This is a genomic window from Robinsoniella sp. RHS (assembly GCF_001029355.1).
GTDB classification, from domain to species: domain Bacteria; phylum Bacillota; class Clostridia; order Lachnospirales; family Lachnospiraceae; genus Robinsoniella; species Robinsoniella peoriensis.
Genome location: NZ_JNGB01000004.1, coordinates 1 through 20,217 on the forward strand (window position 1 = coordinate 1; position 20,217 = coordinate 20,217).

A 20,217-nucleotide genomic window follows, 5' to 3' on the forward strand; every position below is an offset into this window, starting at 1 on the left:
TCTTACTCCCCATCTATATTCCTCCTATAAGTCGCAGTTACCTACTGTTCTTGGGAACGGAACTACGTCACGGATATTTGACATTCCAGTCAGGTACATTACGCAGCGTTCAAATCCAAGTCCGAATCCTGCATGTCTTGTAGAACCGTATTTACGAAGATCCATATAGAACCCGTAATCTTCCTCTTTTAATCCCAGTTCATTCATGCGGTTCAGCAGTTTATCATAGTCATCTTCCCTCTGGCTTCCACCGATAATTTCACCGATTCCAGGCACCAGGCAGTCCATCGCGGCAACTGTTTTGCCGTCTTCGTTTAATTTCATATAGAATGCTTTGATCTCTTTTGGATAATCCGTTACAAATACCGGACGCTTATAGATCTCTTCCGTCAGATAGCGTTCATGTTCTGTCTGAAGGTCACATCCCCAGAATACTTTATAATCAAATTTGTCATTATTCTTTTCCAGAATCTCAACTGCTTCCGTATAAGTAACATGAGCAAAATCAGAAGCCGCCACGCTTTTTAAACGTTCTAACAGACCCTTGTCCACAAATGAATTAAAGAATTCCATTTCTTCCGGTGCATGTTCCAGTACATAATTAATCACATATTTTAACATGGACTCTGCAAGCATCATATTATCCTGCAGATCTGCAAATGCGATTTCAGGCTCTATCATCCAGAACTCTGCTGCATGTCTGGTCGTATTGGAGTTTTCTGCCCGGAAAGTCGGACCAAATGTATAAATGTTACGGAATGCCTGCGCATAAGTCTCACCGTTAAGCTGTCCGCTGACTGTCAGACTTGTCTCTTTTCCGAAGAAATCCTGGCTGTAATCGATTGCTCCATCTTCTGTTTTCGGAATATTATCCAGATCCAGCGTGGTAACACGGAACATTTCACCCGCGCCTTCACAGTCACTTCCGGTAATCAGTGGTGTATGAACATATACAAAATCTCTCTCCTGGAAAAACTGATGGATTGCATATGCGATCATGGAACGCACGCGGAACACTGCCTGAAATGCATTTGTTCTGGGTCTTAAATGAGAAATGGTCCTCAAATACTCAAAACTGTGTCTCTTCTTTTGAAGAGGATAATCCGGTGTGGAGTTTCCTTCCACTTCAATCTCGGCTGCCTGGATTTCAAACGGCTGTTTTGCCTGAGGTGTGGCAACCAAAGTTCCTTTTACAATAATGGCTGCTCCCACATTTAATTTGGAGATTTCCTGAAAGTTATCCATTTTATCATGATATACAATCTGAAGTGTCTCAAAGAAAGTTCCGTCATGCAGAACGATAAAACCAAATGTCTTTGAATCACGAATGCTTCTGATCCAGCCGCCAACGCGGATTTCCTGATCTAAATATTTTTCTCTTTCTTTATAAATCTCTCTAACTGTTACCAATTCCATTGTTCGAACTCCTTTGTTCTTTATTCTTTCTCACTATTTTTCTAGTATAGCCTATTCCTGGCTGGTGTGCAAGCCACTAACACTATTTTTCTCTCACATTTCCTTCTCTATCCATTCAATCTCTTTTTGCGGTATTCCCTGGGAGGCACCTTCTCGTATTTGCGGAAAAACCTGGAAAAGTAAAACGGATCACAAAACTGAAGCTCATTGGCAATCTCCTGAAGCTGAAGATCCGTTGTAAGCAAAAGGTGTTTTGCTTTCTTTAAAAGCATTACTTCCAGATATTCTTTAATTCCAATTCCGGTATCCCGCTTAAAATTCCGGGACAGTGAATAATAAGACACATGCATATCTTTCGCCATATTTTCTATTTTAAGCTGAGCCGAAAGATTCTTTTCTATATAATACAGACTTTCCTTCTGTCTGTAGTATCCGCTTAAATCCATCTGTGCTATACCGTCTTCCTTCATTTTTATATAGAAGTGTCCAAGAATTTCATTTAATGCCCCTTTAAAAAACATTTGGTCACCCAGCGTCCCGCCCTCCAGGAGATCTATTAGTCTTTTAGTTTTCTCTGTATCATATGGCATGGACATTGCCCTGCCCAGACTCTGAAACACATCAATTCCCGGAAGCCGCTGCAATTCAAAATGAAAATATAACTTTATAAACGCACTCATTCCTATGTAATTATACTTTGTCCCTGCCGGAATCAAATATACATTTCCTGGGATTAAATTATGGTGATATTCCCCATTTTCGATACATCCTTCTCCTTTTATTACAAAGTACAGACGGTTAAAGGGAGATACTACCTCTTTGTGATTCCAGTCTGTATCCCCGTACAGAAGTCCGTGTTCAATTATTTTTATCTGCAGACCGTTGAAATCTTCATCTATCATACGAAACTTTTTATCTTCCATAGCAAAAATATCCATCTTTCTTCCTGTTATCTTCATGTACATTCCAGATACCTTTTTATATAATGATCATAACATATAATCTTAGAAATAGAAAGGAAACTGCCATATGTCACTGCAAAATGGTTTAAGCGCACTCAATTTGGAAATGCCTGACAGGATTCCCCGCACGGAGTATTCTGCACATTTCCACTGGGATCTGGTACAAAAAGTTACAGGTATTCCGGTTTCTTCAAAGAGCACCGCAGAAGAACAGACAAACGCATCCCGTGAATTTATAAAAGCATGGGATTATGGTCTCTTCTGGAATATTCTCCCCTTTGACTCAATTTTTGGAGAAAAGAAAACGAAAATGGGGCATGCCTCTTATCAGGCTGATGCCGTAGATTACTCTAATGAAGTAAAAAGTTTTATAGAAGAACCCGAAGATGTATTTGATTTTGATTTTGATCAGGTCTATGGCAGAAGAAACAGCCAGGATCTGATTCAGGGTTTTCAGTCTGATTATGATAAAATGTGCCTGGAACACCCCGATACGGTAAATATGACCGGTATGTATACGACCTGTATGTCCGGCATCATCGAAATACTGGGCTGGGATATGCTGCTGCTGGCTGCAGGTATAGACTCCAGAGAATTCGGAGAATTTATAAACCGGTATGTAACCTGGAACCTGCAGTACTTTGAGGCACTTGCGAAATGTAAGTCGGACGTAATCATGGTTCACGATGATATCGTCTGGGGTTCGGGTGCCTTCTTATCTCCGGATTTTTACCGCACCTATATTTTCCCAAATCACAAAAGACTGCTGGCTCCTTTATTGGAAAGCGGCAAAAAAGTCCTTTTTACCTCGGATGGAAACTTTACACAGTTTATTGATGACATTGCAGACCTTGGAATCCATGGGTTTGTAATGGAGCCCTGTACCGATATGTCCTATATCTGTGAAAAGTACGGAAAAAGCCATGTAATCATTGGTAATGCGGATACCCGCGCACTATTATATAAGGATAGGGAATACATCGAAAATGAAGTAAAACGCTGCATCGGTCTGGGACGCGGCTGTCCGGGCTATTTTCTTGCAGTAGGCAACCATATACCGCCAAATACACCTGTAGAAGCCTGTCTGTGGTATCAGAAATTCTACGAAAAGTATAGTAAACGATAAACAGATGCGCCTGCCGAATCTTTCCTTGCGAAGGAACGGACGTTCTTGTATAATATGAAATAGATAACCTGTCTAAATTATATTTTATTTGAAAGGCCGTGAGCATATGAAGCGCATTATCTTCCATATAGACGTTAATTCCGCATACTTAAGCTGGACTTCTGTGGAAAATTTAAAGAATCCGCAAGGGATTGACCTTCGTTTAATTCCTTCGATTATCGGAGGCGACCGTTCAAGCCGGCATGGGGTTGTACTTGCAAAATCAATCCCAGCCAAAGCATATCATATACACACAGGTGAGCCCATTGCTGCTGCATTAAAAAAATGCCCGGATTTATTAATCTATCCCCCAAACCACAACCTCTACTCTGAATACAGCCACCGCCTTATGGATTTTCTAAAGGGGATTACTCCGGATGTGGAACAGGTGAGCGTGGATGAATGTTATATGGAGTTTTCCGGGATTTCCCATCTGTATGATTCCCCGGTAAGTGCAGCCACACAGATCAAAAACAGCATTTATGATAAATTCGGCTTCACTGTTAACATTGGAATATCATCAAATAAACTGCTGGCTAAGATGGCTTCTGACTTCGAAAAGCCCGGGAAGGTTCATACCCTGTTTCCCTCTGAAATCCAGACCAAGATGTGGCCTCTGCCTGCTGCTGAACTGTATATGGCCGGTAAAGCATCCGTAGCAACACTGAATAAACTTGGTATTTACACAATTGGGGATCTGGCGGCAACAGATCCGGCACTGCTCACGCCTCATTTAAAAAGTCATGGAAAGATGCTCTGGGAATACGCAAACGGCATAGACAGCACCCCTCTGGTCTCTACTCCCGAAAAAGCTAAGGGAATCGGGAATTCCACTACTCTGTCCATGGATGTAACCTCTGCCAGAGATGCAAAAGCTGTTCTGCTGAAACTGGCTGCAAGTGTATCCGGCCGTCTTAGAAAAGCCGGGCAGCTTGCAGGAAATGTCTGCGTGGAAATAAAATACAGTACCTTTAGCGTATCATCCCACCAGATGCAGCTACTGTCTCCATCCAATACGGAAAAAGCAGTCTACCGTGCCTCCTGCCAGCTATTTGATGCGTTATGGGATCAAACGCCCATACGCCTTCTTGGAATCCGCTGCTCAAAACTTGTATCTGACGATACGCCGGTGCAGCTAAGCCTCTTTGATTTACCAGCCTCTGATAACGCAAAACAGAAAAAGCTGGATCAGGCATTGGATTCCATCCGGCTGAAGTTTGGTAATACTGCCATCACCCGTGCAAGTATGCTGCCGCCTAAGGATGACCCGGAGGATGTCTGATAATGGAGATGTCTGATAACGGAGATGTCTGATAACGGAGATGTCTGTAAGCTGAGGCGTAAAATATCTAATGCATTTTACTTAAATCTTATCAAAAATAAATCATGGAGAAGCCGCTCTTTTTATGGCTCCCCCATGATTTTTAGATTATTCCTATTTTTCGATAACCTCTTGCAATATCCATATTTTTTTATGTTATAATACCACAACTTCCCCGTCATGTTTTCTGGAATACTCTGCTGCGAAAGCCATAACATGCCCCTGCAGCGATAATTCCGCACCAAATCTCCTGCTTTCTTTATCCGGATTTAACAGTGCCTGGGTAAAATTACGTATAATACATTCATCCCCACCGGAATGTAACGTCCTGGGTGTATGTATTTTTATGGTTGTCTCATTTCCTGTGGCAAAGTCCCTGACCACATACTGGTCTTCATCAATGCTTCCCTCCAGTTCCCCTTTCGTTCCCATAATCTTTGTCTGGCGTTTGATATCCATCGTAAATGCCGATGCCTGCCAGGACACTGTCACCCCGTCTTCATAGACCATGCTCACCACCTGATGGTCTGCCGCATCATTATCACATTGATAGACGCATCTGCTGTATGGAGACTCTTTTAAATGGGTAAGAAAGGCTTCCCTGTCATCTGTCCGCATTACAATATCCCTGAAGTTCTGCCTCATTTCCCGGTCATCCAGATAATTGTAGGCAGAGTACAGACAGGTCTTATTGTGGGGACATCCTTCCATACAGTTTTTTGTAGCATGTTCCGGCATATTTGCCCTGGTGAAATAAGACAAGGAACCAAACGATGAGATTCGTTCACATTTTTTCCCTCCCAGCAGGAAATTAAAGATATCCGTATCATGGGAGCATTTTGCCACGATCATTGGTGTTGTTTCTTCTGTATTACGCCAGTTTCCCCTGACATAGCTGTGGGCAAAATGCCAGTACCCGATATTTTCAATGTGGTGTATGGACTTTACTTCTCCAATCACACCGCTGTCCAGCGTCTCTTTTACTGACTGGAAGAATGGTGTATGCCGCAGTACATGGCATACCATCAGCAATACGCCCTTTTCTTTTGCTGCCTCCACGATTGCCTTTGTTTTTTCCGCTGTTTCCGCCATGGGTTTTTCCAGCAGCACATTTAATCCTGCCTGTATCGCAGCCATCGCAGGCTCATAGTGCTGTCTGTCCTGGGTTGCAATAATAACGCCATCCAGTTCATATCCTTTCCCAATCATGTCCTTCCAGTCTTCGTATCTGTCCTCATCCGCAATGCGGTGCGTCTTCCCAAATGTATTGCGCCTGTCTGCCAACGGTTCCGCCACACAGACAAACTTTACCTCTGAGGGGAACTTAAGCGCATAGGGCGCATAACAGTTCGCCCCTCTTTCCCCGGCACCAATTAATCCTAACTTTATCTGTTTCATAAAAGCTTCATTCCTCTCCGGCATACCGCCCTGTCTACTTATAGTTTTTATTCGCAAATAATTATTTTGCACTATTGTGATACATAAGCCTTTTTTCTTTTTGAATCAGCCCTTTACCGCGCCTGCAGTCATACCTGCTATGATATATTTCTGTCCGAAAGCATATACAACAATGATCGGCACGAGAATTAAGACCATGATGACGCAGACCAGGTTCCAGCTTCTCTGGAATTGCCCGAAGAAACTGTACACCATTGTGGTGAGGGGCATTTTTGATGAACTGTTCATTACATAGAACGGAGTGATAAAATCATTCCATGCATTCATAAAGTTTAAAATGATTACCGTTACGGTTACCGGCTTTAACAGTGGAAATACTACTTTCCAGAAAAGCCCCATACAGCCGCATCCGTCAATAATTGCAGCCTCATCGATTTCCCTGGGCACCGATCCGATAAACCCATAATAGAGAAATATGGTAAACGGTGTTACCAATGCCGAATACAGCAGTATCAGCCCAGCCAGCGTATCCATCAGTCCCAGCCTCTGCAGAACCAGAATGGCAGGTACCATATTCAAAGGGGCTACCAGTCCCAGTAAAAAGAACAGGTACATAAAACGGTGGAGCTTTGTTCTCCTCCTTGACAGTACAAAAGAACAAAGTGCTGCACCGGTTGTGGCTATAATGACGGTACAGACAGATACAACCAGGCTGTTGCGGAAAGCGCCAAACACATCCACCTGGCTCACAACCTCCTGATAATTGGTAAAAATCCATTGCTTTGGCAGTGAAAAACTCATATTTACCGCGTCACCCTGTGCCTTAAAGGAATTCAGCAGAATAATAATCAGCGGCACAAAAACAAGGATGGAGAAGCCCCAGAGAACGATACATTTTACAATTCTCCCGATTTGGTTTTTTCTTGTCATTTCAATCCTCCTCCCTGGTCATGCCTTTTAAAACAGAAAATGCCACAATACAGGTAAAAATAAAGAGAATCATTCCCAGCGCCGTAGAAAATCCATACCTTCCGGAACTGTATTCCTTATAAATAACCGTATTTAAAACCTCTGTCTTTCTGGCCGGACCACCGTTGGTCAGCACAAATACCAGATCAAACACTTTTAGTCCTGCGATCAGATTGAGCACCAGATTTATGGTAATGGACGGCATCAGCTGTGGAATTATGACATAGATTAATTTTTGGAATCCGTTTGCCCCATCAATAGAAGCCGCTTCCAGATAGTCTTCGGAGATAGCCTGCAGTCCCGCTATATAAATGACCATGTTCTGTCCCACCAGGCGCCAGATCTCCACACAGATTACCGCTCCCAAAGCGGTGTTCACATCCCCCAGCCAGTCTCTCTGTAAAAAGTCCAGACTTATGAAACCCAGGAATCCATTAATTACACCATATTCCGGATTAAAAATGGATTTGAACACCAGACCGATAATCAGTGGTGAGAGCATAACCGGGAAAAAGAAGATTGTTCTTAGAAAATTTCTGGTTTTAAATCCTTTATTCAGAGCCAATGCCATTCCCAGCCCGATTGCATTCTTAAAGATGGTGGTGACCAGGGCAAAAACAATAGTAGTAAAGATAACCAGCAGGTATCTCTGGTTCGTAAATATTTCTTTAAAATGTGACAGTCCTACAAAATGGATCTCGTCATTCATTGCATTCCAGTCTGTAAATGACAGAGCCAGCCCCATGGCGCTTGGCACGATGAAAAATACCAGATATAACACCAAAGGAAGCAGAATAAAATAGGACGGGTATATTTTTTTATGATTCATTGAGCTTCCCTTCTTTCTCCGCTCCGGTTTTTCACACAGCCGGTGTACCAGACACCGGCCGGAAAACCAGGCTTATTTTATTTAGAATCCTTCCTGACCGGAATCTTTTGCAAGGGCTCTTCTGGTATTGTCATACTCTTCCAATACCTGTTCCGGTGTCAGGGAACCGGTGAACATTTCCTGGCAGAGTTCGCTGATCTTGCCGCCGTCATAGAAATATACACTTGCTTCTGCACCCTGAAGCTGTTTGTCACCGACAATATTCATCAGGTCTTTATATGCCTTTGTAGGGCTTGCTTCAATCCCTTTTACGGAGGAGGAAACGTAAACTGTTTTTTCTTTATACAGTTTTTCCAGGTTCTGTTTCTCTGCCAGGAAATTAAAATATTGTTTTGCTTCTTCAATGTGTTTGCTGCCGGCACTAATGCATTTTGTAGTTCCTCCAGCGGTCAGGGTCGCATACTGGTTATCTGCCAGCGGGCTTGGGAACATGCTGTATTCCTCCGGATTAACGCCATCGATATTATTGACCATTTCGTTTGGATAAGATCCGTGAATGATAATCATTCCATATTTGCCGCTTGCAATTGCGTCATAAGAATTATCGTAAATATTAGACATATGGTTTTCACCAAAATATCCGCTGTCCGCCATTTCCTTGAGCTGTGTTAATGCAGTAACAAATTCAGGTACATCTGCAAATCCGATTTTATTGGTATTCAGATCATCATAAAGTCCGGGATGGTTTGCTGCTGCAAGGGCACTTGCACCTTCCATCCAGTAATGGGTATGCCACAGATCTTTTACAAATTCATAGACCGGGGTAATGCCGCCTGCCTGCAATTTATCACATGCTTCTTTAAACTCAGCGTAATTGGTGGGTACTTTGATTCCAAGTTTTTCAAACACTGCCGGCTTATAAAGAACTCCGTTGGTGTCATCCACTCCAGCCGTATTCTGTGCATAAAGCCTGCCTTTGTAAGAGCATCCGTCGATTGCCCACTGCTCTAATTCACTTACCCAGGATTCCTCTGACAGATCAACCATATTTTTTTCAGGATTAAAATCCTTTAATTTCGTTCCGGAATAGGACATGAAGATATCTGGTCCTTCACCTGTATTCAATTTCGATTTCACAATGGTCTGATACTGGTCATCCGGACTTAACTGGAAATTGATTGCAATACCGGTCTTTTCCTCAAACTCTTTTGCCAGTTCCTTATCCACATCTTCGATCCAGTTTTGTGATGCCGCAAAATTTAAAGTAACTTTCTCACCGCTTCCTTCATCATTATCCCCAGCCGTTGTCTCAGCTTTTGATTCCTCTGATTTTCCATCCTCTGTCTTTGCCGCTTCTGTCTTTGCCGCTTCTGTCTGCGTCCCGTCAGTCTTTGCTGTTGTATCCGCCGTATCTTTCGTATTCTGATTCCCACATCCTGCCAGGGATCCAATTGCTAATGTCAGGCACATTCCACCTGCTAATAACTGCATTTTTCTCTTTTTCATGTTTGTTTCCTCCTTTAACTTGAATTGTTGAGTTCATTATAGCCGATGGCATCGTGGTTGGAAATGCACAATGTGAGACTCTTATGTGGATAATCTTGAACAGTATTCTTACACGCAAAATAAGGACAATAACCATCAAACGGGTTATTGCCCTTGCCTCAGAGTGTATTCTATAAAAATGATTATTCTGCCTATTCGTGTTTCTGTATTACCTGCGTTTTCTCTTTTTCTTCTTAACCGAGTACCCAAATGTCCCCAGATGTTCTCCAAGTCCCAGATATTCACCATGGGAATAAGCCAGAAGTCCGGTCTTATTCAGCTCAAATTTACCATTTTCATTCATGTAAGCCTCGTCTACATGAACTGCAAGTACATCCGCAATAAACATATGGTGTGAGCCCAGTTTTTTTATTTCTTTTACCCGGCATTCAATGTTAACCGGACACTCACCAATCATGGGAACTTTGACCTGCTCTGCTGCCTCAGGCGTCAGATGAAGCTCCTGAAACTTGTCTACATCCCTGCCGGACCGGACACCGCAGTAGTCTGTCGCCTTCGCCAGTTTCTGGGTCGTAAGATTAATCACAAATTCCCCTGTTTCCCGAATCATATCATATGAATACCGTTCCGGCTTCACCGATATATAAACCATGGGAGGATTGGTACAAATCGTGCCTGTCCACGCTACCGTAATAATATTCGGCTTTTCGCCCTCCCTGGCACAACTTACCATCACTGCCGGCAGCGGATATATCATATTGCCCGGCTTCCAGGTCTGTTTACCCATAGCACAACCTCCCTTTTTTCGTTATTGCTGTAATGCATTCATAAATGCAGGAATCAGCTGTTTCTTCCTGGAAACTATCCCTGGCAGATATACCGAATGATCCTCTGGCTGCTGATGAAAAGCTTCTCTTACCAGGTCTTCCGAATCTCCGCCAAAGCATAGCAGCTCCGTGGATTCATTCATAATATCCGTAAGCATGAAAAACAACATCGACTCTCCATGCTGCCCCAGTGCCTTTTCCAGATAAGGAATCAGCCTACCCTTAATATCCTTTAATTCCGAAGCATTCATAGAATTGATCTGCCCAACTCCAAAATTTGCCTGGTTAAGTTCAAACTTTTTAAAATCCTGATAAAAGATTTCTTCCGGGGCCTTTTTCTTTAAATTACTTCCAGCTGCAAACATTTCAGATGCAAAGGTTTCAATTTCAATTCCCGCAATCTGTGCAAGTCTCTGTGCCGCGTCTCTGTCCACTGCCGTACAGGTTGGGGAGCGGAACATCAGAGTATCCGAAATAATTGCGGAACACAGCAGCCCTGCTATATTGGGCGGTATCTCAATTCCCTTTTCCTGATAGATCTGATAAATAATTGTCGCCGTACATCCAACCGGCTGATTCCTGAAAAATACCGGCGCCATGGTTTCCAGCGAGCCAAGTCTGTGATGGTCAATAATCTCCAGTATCTCTGCACTTTCAATGTTGTCCACTGCCTGAGAAGCTTCATTATGATCTACCAGAATTAGTCTGTTCCGCTTCATACCCAGTAAGTTACGTCTGGAAATCATACCCACATAGCAGCCGTGCTTGTCCAGTACCGGGAAATCACGGTATCTCTTCTTCGCCATGGTATCCTTAATATTATCCGTAAAATCATCCAGCTCAAAAGTCAGAAGGTCATTTTTCTTCATAAAGAATTTGACCGGCATACTTTGGTTTATAAGTCTTGCTACGGTGTAGGTGTCATGGGGTGTGCTGATAATCGCACAGTCCTTTTCATGAGCCAGATGCTGAATGGTTCTGGATACCGGAGCGCCCTCACATACAATAATACAGCTGGCATTCATTTCGATGGCACATAACTGGGATTCATACCGGTTTCCCAGGATGACCAGATCATCCTCTCCAATATAGTTTTCCATCAGATCAGGGTTTGCAGCTGCAACAACCACTTTTCCTTTCACAAAATAGGCATGTTCATTTCCAACCACCATATTCCCTTCCAGGGTCTCCAGTATATTGCTGTATTGGGTTCTTGCCGTAGACAAAATTTCATTGTCTAATATATCCATATAAGACTGTGCAATATCGCTGATAGTAATAAGTCCCTCCAGAATATTATTATCCTTTGTAATCGGCAGTGTATTTACATTTTCATCTTTCATAAGCGTCCATGCCTTTTTCAGGGAAATGCTGTGGCTGACACCCGGTATTCTTCGGATATCCATATCCTTTACTCTGGTTCCCACATTTGGAACATAGCCCGGAGGTTTTATTCCAAACCGGTCCAGAACAAACTGCGTCTCCTCGCTGACCTGTCCGGCTCTTTTCGGGACATAGATTGCATCACCTATCTTATTCTTTACATCTGCGTAAGCGATAGCGGAGCAAATAGAGTCTGTATCCGGGTTCTTGTGTCCGATGATATATACTTTTTTCTTCATTGTCTCCTGCATTTCATCGTTATCCTTTCCGATTAATGTACTCAATTCTCAATTACCTCTTTTACTAAATTTTTTCATATCCTCATGTTCTATCAGTGCACCGCCATCTTTGATTCTATTCATCATTCTGATGAATTCCTCTGCAATCCTGTACACATACTATATTTTTCACATAATTCTTTGTCATTATCCGACTTTCATCATATCATACTTCTTTTTGCTTTTCAAACACTGTATTGCCTATTCTGCCCATTTTAAGCCATTTCTGTTGCTTTTTTTATACAAAAATGTTATAGTTTTATCATTCTATAGTGGGAAATAAGGAGGATCATATGTCAGAAGAATTAATCAACGAAACAACTGCCACACCGGAAACCGCTGAAGCCGTAACAGAAACAGAAACTGCTGCCGGCATCACACCAGAAGCTGAAACTGCTGTACCTGAAGAGACTGCAGCGGAAAGCATGGCTGATTACGAAAAAGAGCTAACCGCTTCTCTGAAACAAATCCATGAAGGTGATATCATTACAGGTACCGTAATCGGGGTTACGGAAACAGAGATCACTTTAGACCTTAAATATTACACCGAAGGTGTGATCCGTCTGGAAGATTATAGTGCAGACCCGAGCTGCTGTCTGAAAGAATCTGTTCATATTGGCGACGAAATCTCCGCAACCGTTGTCAGAAGAGATGGCGGACAAGGTCAAATCATGCTCTCCAGCAAAGAAGCTAATGAAGTGCTGGCATGGGATAAATTAAAAGAGCTGAAAGAAAATCAGACAAACCTTACCGTAAAAATAGGCGGCGTTGTTAATGCCGGTGTCATTGCATATGTAGAAGGCATCCGCGGATTTATTCCGGCATCCAAGCTTTCTTTAAATTACGTGGAAGACTTGAACGAGTGGCTGGGACAGGAAATCCAGGTTCGTGTCATTACTGTTGATGAAGAAGACAATAAGCTTGTATTATCCGCAAAAGAAATCTTAAGAGAAAAAGCGAATGAAGACAGAAAAGCAAAAGTGTCAAATGTAGAAGTAGGCCTTGTAACGGAAGGTACCGTTGAGTCTATTCAGCCTTACGGTGCATTTATTAATATCGGAAACGGTCTGTCCGGACTTGTACATATTTCACAGATCTGTGAAAAGAGAATTAAAACTCCAGCAGCAGTTCTTACAGTAGGAGATCAGGTAAAGGTAAAAGTTATTAATATTAAGGACGGAAAACTCAGCCTTAGTATGAAAGCACTGAACGATGTTGCTGCGGAAGAAGTGACAGAAGAAACGTTCGATCTCCCTGAAACAGAAAGTGTTTCAACTAATCTGGGATCTCTTTTCGCTAAAATTAAATTATAATCGGCAAACTATCTGTCATTTTGACTTTTATATTACATCAATTTAACGCGGTACTTTGTCGTAATTCACTAAAACAGGTTCTTGACGAACCTGTTTTTCGTTATTTTTTACAATAAATTCACTTAGAGTTCATACTTCGTTCACAATTGATTGTTATACTTTAAACATCTTCAAAAGAGATAACTTCCGGTTTATAGCGTAATGTTTTCATTACACATATAGATAAATTTTTTCATAATAGCCTCGGTGTACCAGACACCGGGGCACTCCTCATTTTATGGGGGAAATAAGGGTTTGCATCTTACACGAGGCAAATCACAGGTGTTTTTAAGATTCCCATCCGTATCAACTGATACTCATAAGCATATCTTTCATCTAGCGTCCACCATTCGATCGGACCAAACCATTTTTTCATTTTTGATTCCCTTTTTCATTCATAAATGCATCAAACTGCTTTTGCAGCTCTTCCATAAATTTATCCAGTCCTGCTGCTTTTAGTTTCTCAATTGCCTTATCAATATTTTCATCGTAATCTTTGAATCCATTGGAGATGGGATTCAGGTACTCGGATTCTACAGCCTGCAGCTGCGCATACTCCGATTTTACAGGCTCCGTGTCAAAAATGAAATTGGTGGACTTCATGGTAATACTTCCCTCTGCCTGTTTGTTAAAAGTTTCAATCTGTTCATCTGTAATATAGCTTGGATAACGGCGGAATTCCGTATTAACCGGCATCCAGTTATGAATGATTTCATCCGTACAGATCCTTTCCACACGACCATTTTCAGTCAGCTTATAATCGGTTCCTTCAATTCCGTATATCCACAGATCCACCCATTCCTGGTTCTTCTGGAACAGGTTAATGACCTTGATATATGCTGCCAGCTCATCCGGGTCCTCTACTCCTGCGCTGATCCCAAAGGCGGTAACGTAGGTTCCCCAGCTCATCAGAGGCTTTTTGGCTGTATCACCCAGATATACATTTTCAAATACTGCATTTGGTGCAGAGGAACGGACGCTTTCCATCATCTCGAAGATACGGTCATTGGAGCTTACTGCAAACATGGCTCTTCCGGCGGCAAATTCACTGCTGGACTGCTCTCCGTTTGACAGCTGGTAGGATGGAATGATTCCCATCTGGTTCCAGCGCTTTGCAATCTCACTTACCTGCTTATACTCTTCGGACTCATAGTAGCTGTAGACTTTAGGATCATCCGGGGCATTGGCATCCGTCATGGCAAAATTGTTGATAAAGTTCATATTGATGTCAGATGCTATGGCTCCATTTAACACCTTAGGATTCAAACCGCGCCCCAGGCCAATATAATCGGGATGTTTTTCTTTGCATATAGTATAGAAATTCTCTAAATCCTCTATGCTTTTAATTTCTGAGACTCCTGCCTCATCCATCAAGTCTTTTCTCACCATCATGAGATAATCTTCACCGGCATTTGGCTTATATCCAACCGGTATGGAATATATTTTGCCGCCAATGGTAAATGCTTTTGCAGCATTTTCTTCGTCACAGTATTGATACAGTTCCGGGGCATTATCCTTCAGCAGCTCTGTAACATCCGCATAATAACCCTTTCCAACCATTTTTGCAGTGACTTCCGTATTGGTGTAGCACATGAATTTTTCACCTGCGGAAAACATCAATTCCGATTTCCCCCCTGCATATTCAGTCCAGGGAAGATACTGGATTTCCAGATCCACATTGATCTCATCCAATACTTTTTGATGGATTTCATTGGCCATCAGCTCTTTCATACGGGGAGATTCTTCCCCGAACATCACCAGTTTCACAGGAACGGCATCCTGAGAGGCAGTATCGGAAGCTTTTGCATTTGTACCTGCTGTCTTCTTTTCCTCTGAGGAAGCACATCCTGTAAACATGGCTGTTACCATAGCCCCTGCTGCTAATATTGCTGTTACCTTTTTTAAACTCTTCATTCTCATACCTTTTCTCCTTTTCTGTGTGACCTCGTGTCACACTTACCCTTTTCTGTGCGACCTCATGTCACACTACCCTTTTAAAGCACCTACAGTTACACCCTTTACAAAATATTTTTGTACAAACGGATAGACCAGTACGATTGGTCCGATGGCAATACAGGTAATTGCCATTTTGATTGTCTGCGTGGGCAAAACAATATGCCCTGCTCCCATACCATTTGGATTCGTCGCCAGATACTGGATATTGGCATTCATTATGTACAATATATACTGCATGGAATAGTACTCATCTTTGTTAACCAGCATTAGCGGAAGATAAAAGTCATTCCAGTAGGTCAATGCATAAAATAAAACAATGGTTACAATTCCTGCTTTTGACAGGGGCAGGACTACTTTCCAGAAAATCTGAAAATATCCGGCTCCATCAATTTTAGCACTCTCCGTCAATTCATAGGGCAGCCCCTTGATAAAGTTTCTGATCAGATACATATAGAAAACATTCATACTGTAAGGCAGAATCAGCCCCCACAAGGAATTTCCCAGATGGTAATACTTTGTGCAAACCAGATACCAGGGAAGCATCCCCCCGCTGAACAGCATGGTAAAGTAAGCAAAAAACGCCAGTTTGTTCGCATGACGGAAATCTTTAACCGAAATAACATAGGCAAAGCAAGTTGTAATAATTACGGATAAGATGGTTCCCAGTATCGTAGTCGCCAGAGTTACCCCATATGCACCCAGCAGCGTATCTCCCTGGCTTTGGAAAACATATTTATAGGTATCCAGGGAAAAGCCTCTTGGTACCAGAGAAAATCCTTTTGTGGCAATTTCAACTTCATTTGAGAACGAGCCGGAGATTGCCAAAACGATGGGAAGCAGGCAGATCAGGGAAAATATTCCCAAAAGTACATAGAAGCCGCCCAATAAAATACGATCCGATTTTAAAGTCCTTTTTCTCATTTCTAATTTCCTCTCTAAAATAATGAAGTGTCTTTATCGAATTTTTTCGCTATCTTATTGGAGATTATAACTAAAAGGAATCCGAATATAGACTGGTAAAGGGAAACTGCTGACGCAAATGCCATGTCTCCATTCTTTACACCGCTGCGGTAAACAAATACATCAATTACATCCGTTACTGGAAGAAGCATTGGATTTAGATTTGTAAGTCCGATCATCATGTTCAGATTTCCTTTCAGCATATTTCCTACGGAAAGGAGAAACATAATGATAATAGTCGGCCTTAACAGCGGAAGTGTTATCTTACGGATCTGCTGCCATTTACTTGCCCCATCCACCTGTGCTGCTTCATATATAGAAGTATCAAAGCCTGATAATACACCGTAATAAATAACAGAATTATATCCGGTACTCTGCCAGATCACGACTAAAACTAAAATGATGACCCAGGCAGCAGGACTGGAGTAAAAGTCAAAATGAATCCCTGCTCCTTTTAACAATCCGCTGATAACTCCCACTTCAGAGCTTAACAAAGCGTTTAGTATGGCGCCCATAACCATCCAGGAGATAAAATAAGGAAAGAACATAACGCTCTGGCTTCCCTTTATAAACTTCTTACTTTTTATTTCACTGAGCATGATGGCTATTGCCACCGCAAAAATCGTCCCAAATACAAAGAACAGGATATTCAATCCAATCGTATTTCTTGTGGCTCTAAGTGCCGTATCCATATTATTGAAAAAGAAACTAAAATTCTTAAACAATGGATCAGCCCACTCGCTTCCGAAGATCCCCCCTTTAAAATGGTAATCTTTAAAGACCAGTATCAGGCCCGCCATAGGAACATAGGCAAAAGCAAGCAATACCACAACTCCCGGAAACGCCATCAGATAGAGCGGCAAATCCTTTTTAAATGTGTGTTTTCGTTTCATAGCCTCCCTCTTTCTTTTTATTTTCACTGTACGTACTTGTGTTATGGATGCATCTTATCGTCATTTTGACTTATTATCAATCATAAAAATACGCATTTTATATAATATTATCTAATATAATACTGTTTTATAATATTAATTTCATCTCGTATTGTTTATTTTATACTTTTCTTGTTGTTAAGGCAGATTATTTTGTGCATTATTACTCTGCTCCAGACACAAAAAACAAGCAGGATATCAGGCTTTTCGCCCGCCTCCTGCTTCTGATCTTATATTAATTCTTAGTTATAAGGGAATCTGCGTTTGGCACACGCGGGAATGCCCTAGAGCGTGTTTTAAAATTAAAAGTTGCACAAAACAAATGTTTTGCATCCCCGTTTTATGGTAAAATAAAGAAAAAGGAGTGTTTTATATGTTGAGACGATATGAATTAACAGATGATGAATGGAATCATATAGTAACTTTACTTCCTCCTGAAAACACAGGAAAACCAGGTCGTCCCTCAAAAGAAAACCGTACCATGCTTAATGCAATGATTTGGCTGGCGCGAAGCGGAGCCCCATGGCGTGATCTTCCTGAGCGTTATGGGCCATGGGAAAGTGTATACAGCCGTTTTCGTAAGTGGATTGATGCTGGCGTACTGGATAATATTTTTCGCGTTCTAAGCCTTGAAGCCGCATTGGAAGAACTTTCGTTAGATGCATCTATCGTTCAGGCGCACCAACATAGTGCAGGTGCAAAAAAAGGGGGCCTTCTAGCGAAATAGGACACAGCCGGGGCGGAGCCAGTACAAAAATACACGCCATTGTGGATGCTTATGGAAATCCAGTGTATTTCATGATCAGTGAAGGACAACGCAACGATATTAATTTCGCGATTCCCTTATTGAAACATGTAAATTTAAAAGGAAGTAACATACTTGCTGATCGTGGATATGACAGTGATAAACTGATTGACTATATCTATGAGCAAGGTGGTGAACCAACAATTCCATCAAGAAAGGGAGCAAAGTTTGAACGTCATTGCGATTGGTGGCTATATAAAGAGCGGCATCTGATAGAAAAACTCTTTTTAAAGCTAAAGGCATTTCATAGAATTGCCACCCACTATGACAAACTTGCATTCACCTATCTGGGATTTTTGTGTATCGCTTCAATATTAATTTGGTTAAAATGACCAATGTGTAGCAATTTTCAAACACGCCCTTGGCCATATGCTTTTCAAGCTTAAGTTTCAGTCCTCAAGACCATCTGTGTTTATAAATCAGACAGGTATTCCAGTACAAATGATACTATCTGACAAAGTTATCTTGATAAATTTCAAGTTAACAGCTGAAATCTACAATATACATTAAATGTCCAAGCATACTAGAGATGATAGAAATCGGGAACATTTATGATATACTGATAATCAAAAGTTGTATCATTATCGCCTGGCAGCGTCTTCACATGAAGGCAGCATAGCAGATCCAAATAAATAATGTTAAGCGTCAGCTGATACATACTATGTCTTTTAACTATCACAGCACAATTGTCGGCCACCAGACATTTTGTAATGTATAGTTCTGTAAATTAAAATTGATTTTTTGTATTTGACTATAAAAGGTCCATACTACATCCTTAACATTTATACGGCTACAAGTGAATATTGTCTCACGCGTCGGAAATACTCACGCTGCTGATAACGAAAACGATACGCAGTTGGATCCACCTATACTCTGTTAGGCCTCCTCATTAGGCAATGTAAAAGAATACGGATAAAGATGGTCCTTGACCAGTTCTTAAATTGTATATAAGCCGAATCTTTTTACTTTTCATATAGATATTGCATAAATTACCCTTTTACAATCTGAGCTTCTTGCTGTTGATACTATTTTCATTTACCAGTTGATAAACACTATGACTAAAATATCTTACTTCGCTTAACTGATTTATTGACTACTACATCACGTTGTTCGAAGTGATGGCTGTGTTTGTTCAATTAAAGAATTGCATATTGCATCCAAGTTGTTTGCTAGACATCAGTTACAAAAGACTTTCAACCATCATAAAGATTGTCCCACCTTATAGAATCATTGTAGTATTATAGTAAACGCTGCTAAACAGATCAAATCGACATGAACTTCGCCGGTTAATTTAGTTACTTTATAATGATGGTTAACGCAGCTCTTCTAATGCTAATAGCTTTTCGTTTACTTTTCGTATTTATTTTATACTTATGATGAATAACATGCTTCTTTATTATTCTTATTAAAGAGAAATTGTCTCTTTAAAATTATAATAAAATATACATATTTTTCCGCGGGGCGGAAATTCTTAAATAAACATCATCTCTTTATGCGCCACTACATTAAATAGAGCCCTCTATAATTGGCTATAGGATATACTTATAATATTACAGATTAATTATACTTGAGTTTAGTTAAGTTAGGACATATTGCATATGCAGATAGTATTCAAAAAGAGCTACGCACAGGCAATAATACAAAGCAGGTTTTCTCAGTCTGATGGTAATACAGAGAATTAACCTGATAACGTATATTTGTGATACTAAACTGCTACTATGTAGAAAAGCTTTCTGTAACGCTTTCTATAGATACATTACACCAATCTATTCCTCCAACTTTGCAGACTAATATGTAAAATTTAATTAGCAAGTAAACCTCCTGAATTAGGTGTTCCATCTACCAAACAGGATTATATACATTTACGGATAAATGGAGTATATTCAGAAACTAATCTTATTCATGTATAATATCTGAATAAACGTATACAACAGTATAAGCTATCTTCGTCTTTAATTTTCCAATCCCTTAATTACTTCCAAAAAAGTACAGCAATCCATCTCCAAGGTTTCCCAATGCTGAAAAATCTGCTTTAGGGGGAAACCTGAATATAGTTAGATAAGAAGTACAGGAGCGTAGGAGAAATAAGTCGTGCAAAGTCCCTAGTCCCTACAATTGGTTCCGATTCAATTCTTACCCACGCACACCCGGTTACACA

14 protein-coding genes and 1 pseudogene are annotated in these 20,217 nt (G+C 41.2%); 4 read left to right on the plus strand and 11 right to left on the minus strand.

The annotated features are described in order from the left end of the window. Nucleotides 1–24: 24 nt before the first annotated feature. A complete protein-coding gene (gene asnS / locus RHS_RS03100) occupies nucleotides 25–1,416 on the minus strand; it encodes an asparagine--tRNA ligase (protein ID WP_044296949.1) in 1,392 nt (463 codons plus the stop codon). A 107-nt stretch (nucleotides 1,417–1,523) separates the two neighbouring features. Beyond that, a complete protein-coding gene (locus RHS_RS03105; protein ID WP_047832283.1) occupies nucleotides 1,524–2,381 on the minus strand; it encodes an AraC family transcriptional regulator in 858 nt (285 codons plus the stop codon). 64 nt (nucleotides 2,382–2,445) lie between these two features. Between RHS_RS03105 and RHS_RS03110 the strand changes: the two genes are divergently transcribed. Further along, nucleotides 2,446–3,504, plus strand: coding sequence for a uroporphyrinogen decarboxylase family protein (locus RHS_RS03110; protein WP_047832284.1), 1,059 nt, complete (start codon nucleotides 2,446–2,448; stop codon nucleotides 3,502–3,504). A gap of 106 nt (nucleotides 3,505–3,610) precedes the next feature. After that, nucleotides 3,611–4,825, plus strand: a complete 1,215-nt coding sequence (locus RHS_RS03115) for a DNA polymerase IV (RefSeq protein WP_047832285.1) — start codon at nucleotides 3,611–3,613, stop codon at nucleotides 4,823–4,825. A 195-nt stretch (nucleotides 4,826–5,020) separates the two neighbouring features. Here RHS_RS03115 and RHS_RS03120 read toward each other — a convergent pair whose 3' ends face one another. The 6 genes from RHS_RS03120 to RHS_RS03145 form a co-directional block, all read right to left on the minus strand. Continuing rightward, entirely contained in the window at nucleotides 5,021–6,262 is a 1,242-nt protein-coding gene (locus RHS_RS03120; RefSeq protein WP_047832425.1) for a Gfo/Idh/MocA family oxidoreductase, read from the minus strand. Nucleotides 6,263–6,367: 105 nt separating this feature from the next. Continuing rightward, on the minus strand, nucleotides 6,368–7,192 hold the full coding sequence (locus tag RHS_RS03125; protein WP_044296944.1) for a carbohydrate ABC transporter permease: 825 nt from the start codon (nucleotides 7,190–7,192) through the stop codon (nucleotides 6,368–6,370). A gap of 1 nt (nucleotide 7,193) precedes the next feature. Next, nucleotides 7,194–8,060 carry a carbohydrate ABC transporter permease gene (locus RHS_RS03130; protein ID WP_027295290.1) on the minus strand — a complete coding sequence of 289 codons (867 nt, stop codon included), beginning with the start codon at nucleotides 8,058–8,060 and terminating at the stop codon, nucleotides 7,194–7,196. 81 nt (nucleotides 8,061–8,141) lie between these two features. Further along, the gene (locus tag RHS_RS03135; protein ID WP_047832286.1) at nucleotides 8,142–9,566 is read right to left on the minus strand and encodes an ABC transporter substrate-binding protein; all 1,425 of its coding nucleotides are present in this window, start codon (nucleotides 9,564–9,566) and stop codon (nucleotides 8,142–8,144) included. A gap of 208 nt (nucleotides 9,567–9,774) precedes the next feature. Beyond that, nucleotides 9,775–10,353 (minus strand): flavin reductase family protein, encoded by a 579-nt coding sequence (locus RHS_RS03140; RefSeq protein WP_027295292.1) that lies wholly within the window; start codon nucleotides 10,351–10,353, stop codon nucleotides 9,775–9,777. A 21-nt stretch (nucleotides 10,354–10,374) separates the two neighbouring features. Beyond that, on the minus strand, nucleotides 10,375–12,027 hold the full coding sequence (locus RHS_RS03145) for a putative manganese-dependent inorganic diphosphatase (RefSeq protein WP_027295293.1): 1,653 nt from the start codon (nucleotides 12,025–12,027) through the stop codon (nucleotides 10,375–10,377). Between the two features lie 320 nt (nucleotides 12,028–12,347). Between RHS_RS03145 and RHS_RS03150 the strand changes: the two genes are divergently transcribed. Next, a complete protein-coding gene (locus RHS_RS03150; RefSeq protein WP_081820319.1) occupies nucleotides 12,348–13,367 on the plus strand; it encodes a S1 RNA-binding domain-containing protein in 1,020 nt (339 codons plus the stop codon). A 411-nt stretch (nucleotides 13,368–13,778) separates the two neighbouring features. Here RHS_RS03150 and RHS_RS03155 read toward each other — a convergent pair whose 3' ends face one another. From RHS_RS03155 to RHS_RS03165, 3 genes are all read right to left on the minus strand, one after another. Then, entirely contained in the window at nucleotides 13,779–15,326 is a 1,548-nt protein-coding gene (locus tag RHS_RS03155; RefSeq protein WP_047832287.1) for an ABC transporter substrate-binding protein, read from the minus strand. A gap of 66 nt (nucleotides 15,327–15,392) precedes the next feature. Continuing rightward, nucleotides 15,393–16,283: a carbohydrate ABC transporter permease gene (locus RHS_RS03160; RefSeq protein ID WP_027295296.1), complete on the minus strand. Its 891-nt coding sequence runs from the start codon at nucleotides 16,281–16,283 to the stop codon at nucleotides 15,393–15,395. Between the two features lie 14 nt (nucleotides 16,284–16,297). Continuing rightward, nucleotides 16,298–17,215 carry a sugar ABC transporter permease gene (locus RHS_RS03165; protein WP_027295297.1) on the minus strand — a complete coding sequence of 306 codons (918 nt, stop codon included), beginning with the start codon at nucleotides 17,213–17,215 and terminating at the stop codon, nucleotides 16,298–16,300. A 412-nt stretch (nucleotides 17,216–17,627) separates the two neighbouring features. On the opposite strand from RHS_RS03165, the pseudogene RHS_RS29985 reads away from it, so the two are divergent. After that, nucleotides 17,628–18,391, plus strand: a pseudogene (locus tag RHS_RS29985) (IS5 family transposase). Nucleotides 18,392–20,217: the final 1,826 nt, after the last annotated feature.

What these genes read in the sequence shown, in the direction of transcription:
- asnS (WP_044296949.1), bottom strand. Translation starts at nt 1,416, where the DNA reads ATGGAATTGGTAACAGTTAGAGAGATTTATAAAGAAAGAGAAAAATAT.
- RHS_RS03105 (WP_047832283.1), bottom strand. Translation starts at nt 2,381, where the DNA reads ATGTACATGAAGATAACAGGAAGAAAGATGGATATTTTTGCTATGGAA.
- RHS_RS03110 (WP_047832284.1), top strand. Translation starts at nt 2,446, where the DNA reads ATGTCACTGCAAAATGGTTTAAGCGCACTCAATTTGGAAATGCCTGAC.
- RHS_RS03115 (WP_047832285.1), top strand. Translation starts at nt 3,611, where the DNA reads ATGAAGCGCATTATCTTCCATATAGACGTTAATTCCGCATACTTAAGC.
- RHS_RS03120 (WP_047832425.1), bottom strand. Translation starts at nt 6,262, where the DNA reads ATGAAACAGATAAAGTTAGGATTAATTGGTGCCGGGGAAAGAGGGGCG.
- RHS_RS03125 (WP_044296944.1), bottom strand. Translation starts at nt 7,192, where the DNA reads ATGACAAGAAAAAACCAAATCGGGAGAATTGTAAAATGTATCGTTCTC.
- RHS_RS03130 (WP_027295290.1), bottom strand. Translation starts at nt 8,060, where the DNA reads ATGAATCATAAAAAAATATACCCGTCCTATTTTATTCTGCTTCCTTTG.
- RHS_RS03135 (WP_047832286.1), bottom strand. Translation starts at nt 9,566, where the DNA reads ATGAAAAAGAGAAAAATGCAGTTATTAGCAGGTGGAATGTGCCTGACA.
- RHS_RS03140 (WP_027295292.1), bottom strand. Translation starts at nt 10,353, where the DNA reads ATGGGTAAACAGACCTGGAAGCCGGGCAATATGATATATCCGCTGCCG.
- RHS_RS03145 (WP_027295293.1), bottom strand. Translation starts at nt 12,027, where the DNA reads ATGCAGGAGACAATGAAGAAAAAAGTATATATCATCGGACACAAGAAC.
- RHS_RS03150 (WP_081820319.1), top strand. Translation starts at nt 12,348, where the DNA reads ATGTCAGAAGAATTAATCAACGAAACAACTGCCACACCGGAAACCGCT.
- RHS_RS03155 (WP_047832287.1), bottom strand. Translation starts at nt 15,326, where the DNA reads ATGAGAATGAAGAGTTTAAAAAAGGTAACAGCAATATTAGCAGCAGGG.
- RHS_RS03160 (WP_027295296.1), bottom strand. Translation starts at nt 16,283, where the DNA reads ATGAGAAAAAGGACTTTAAAATCGGATCGTATTTTATTGGGCGGCTTC.
- RHS_RS03165 (WP_027295297.1), bottom strand. Translation starts at nt 17,215, where the DNA reads ATGAAACGAAAACACACATTTAAAAAGGATTTGCCGCTCTATCTGATG.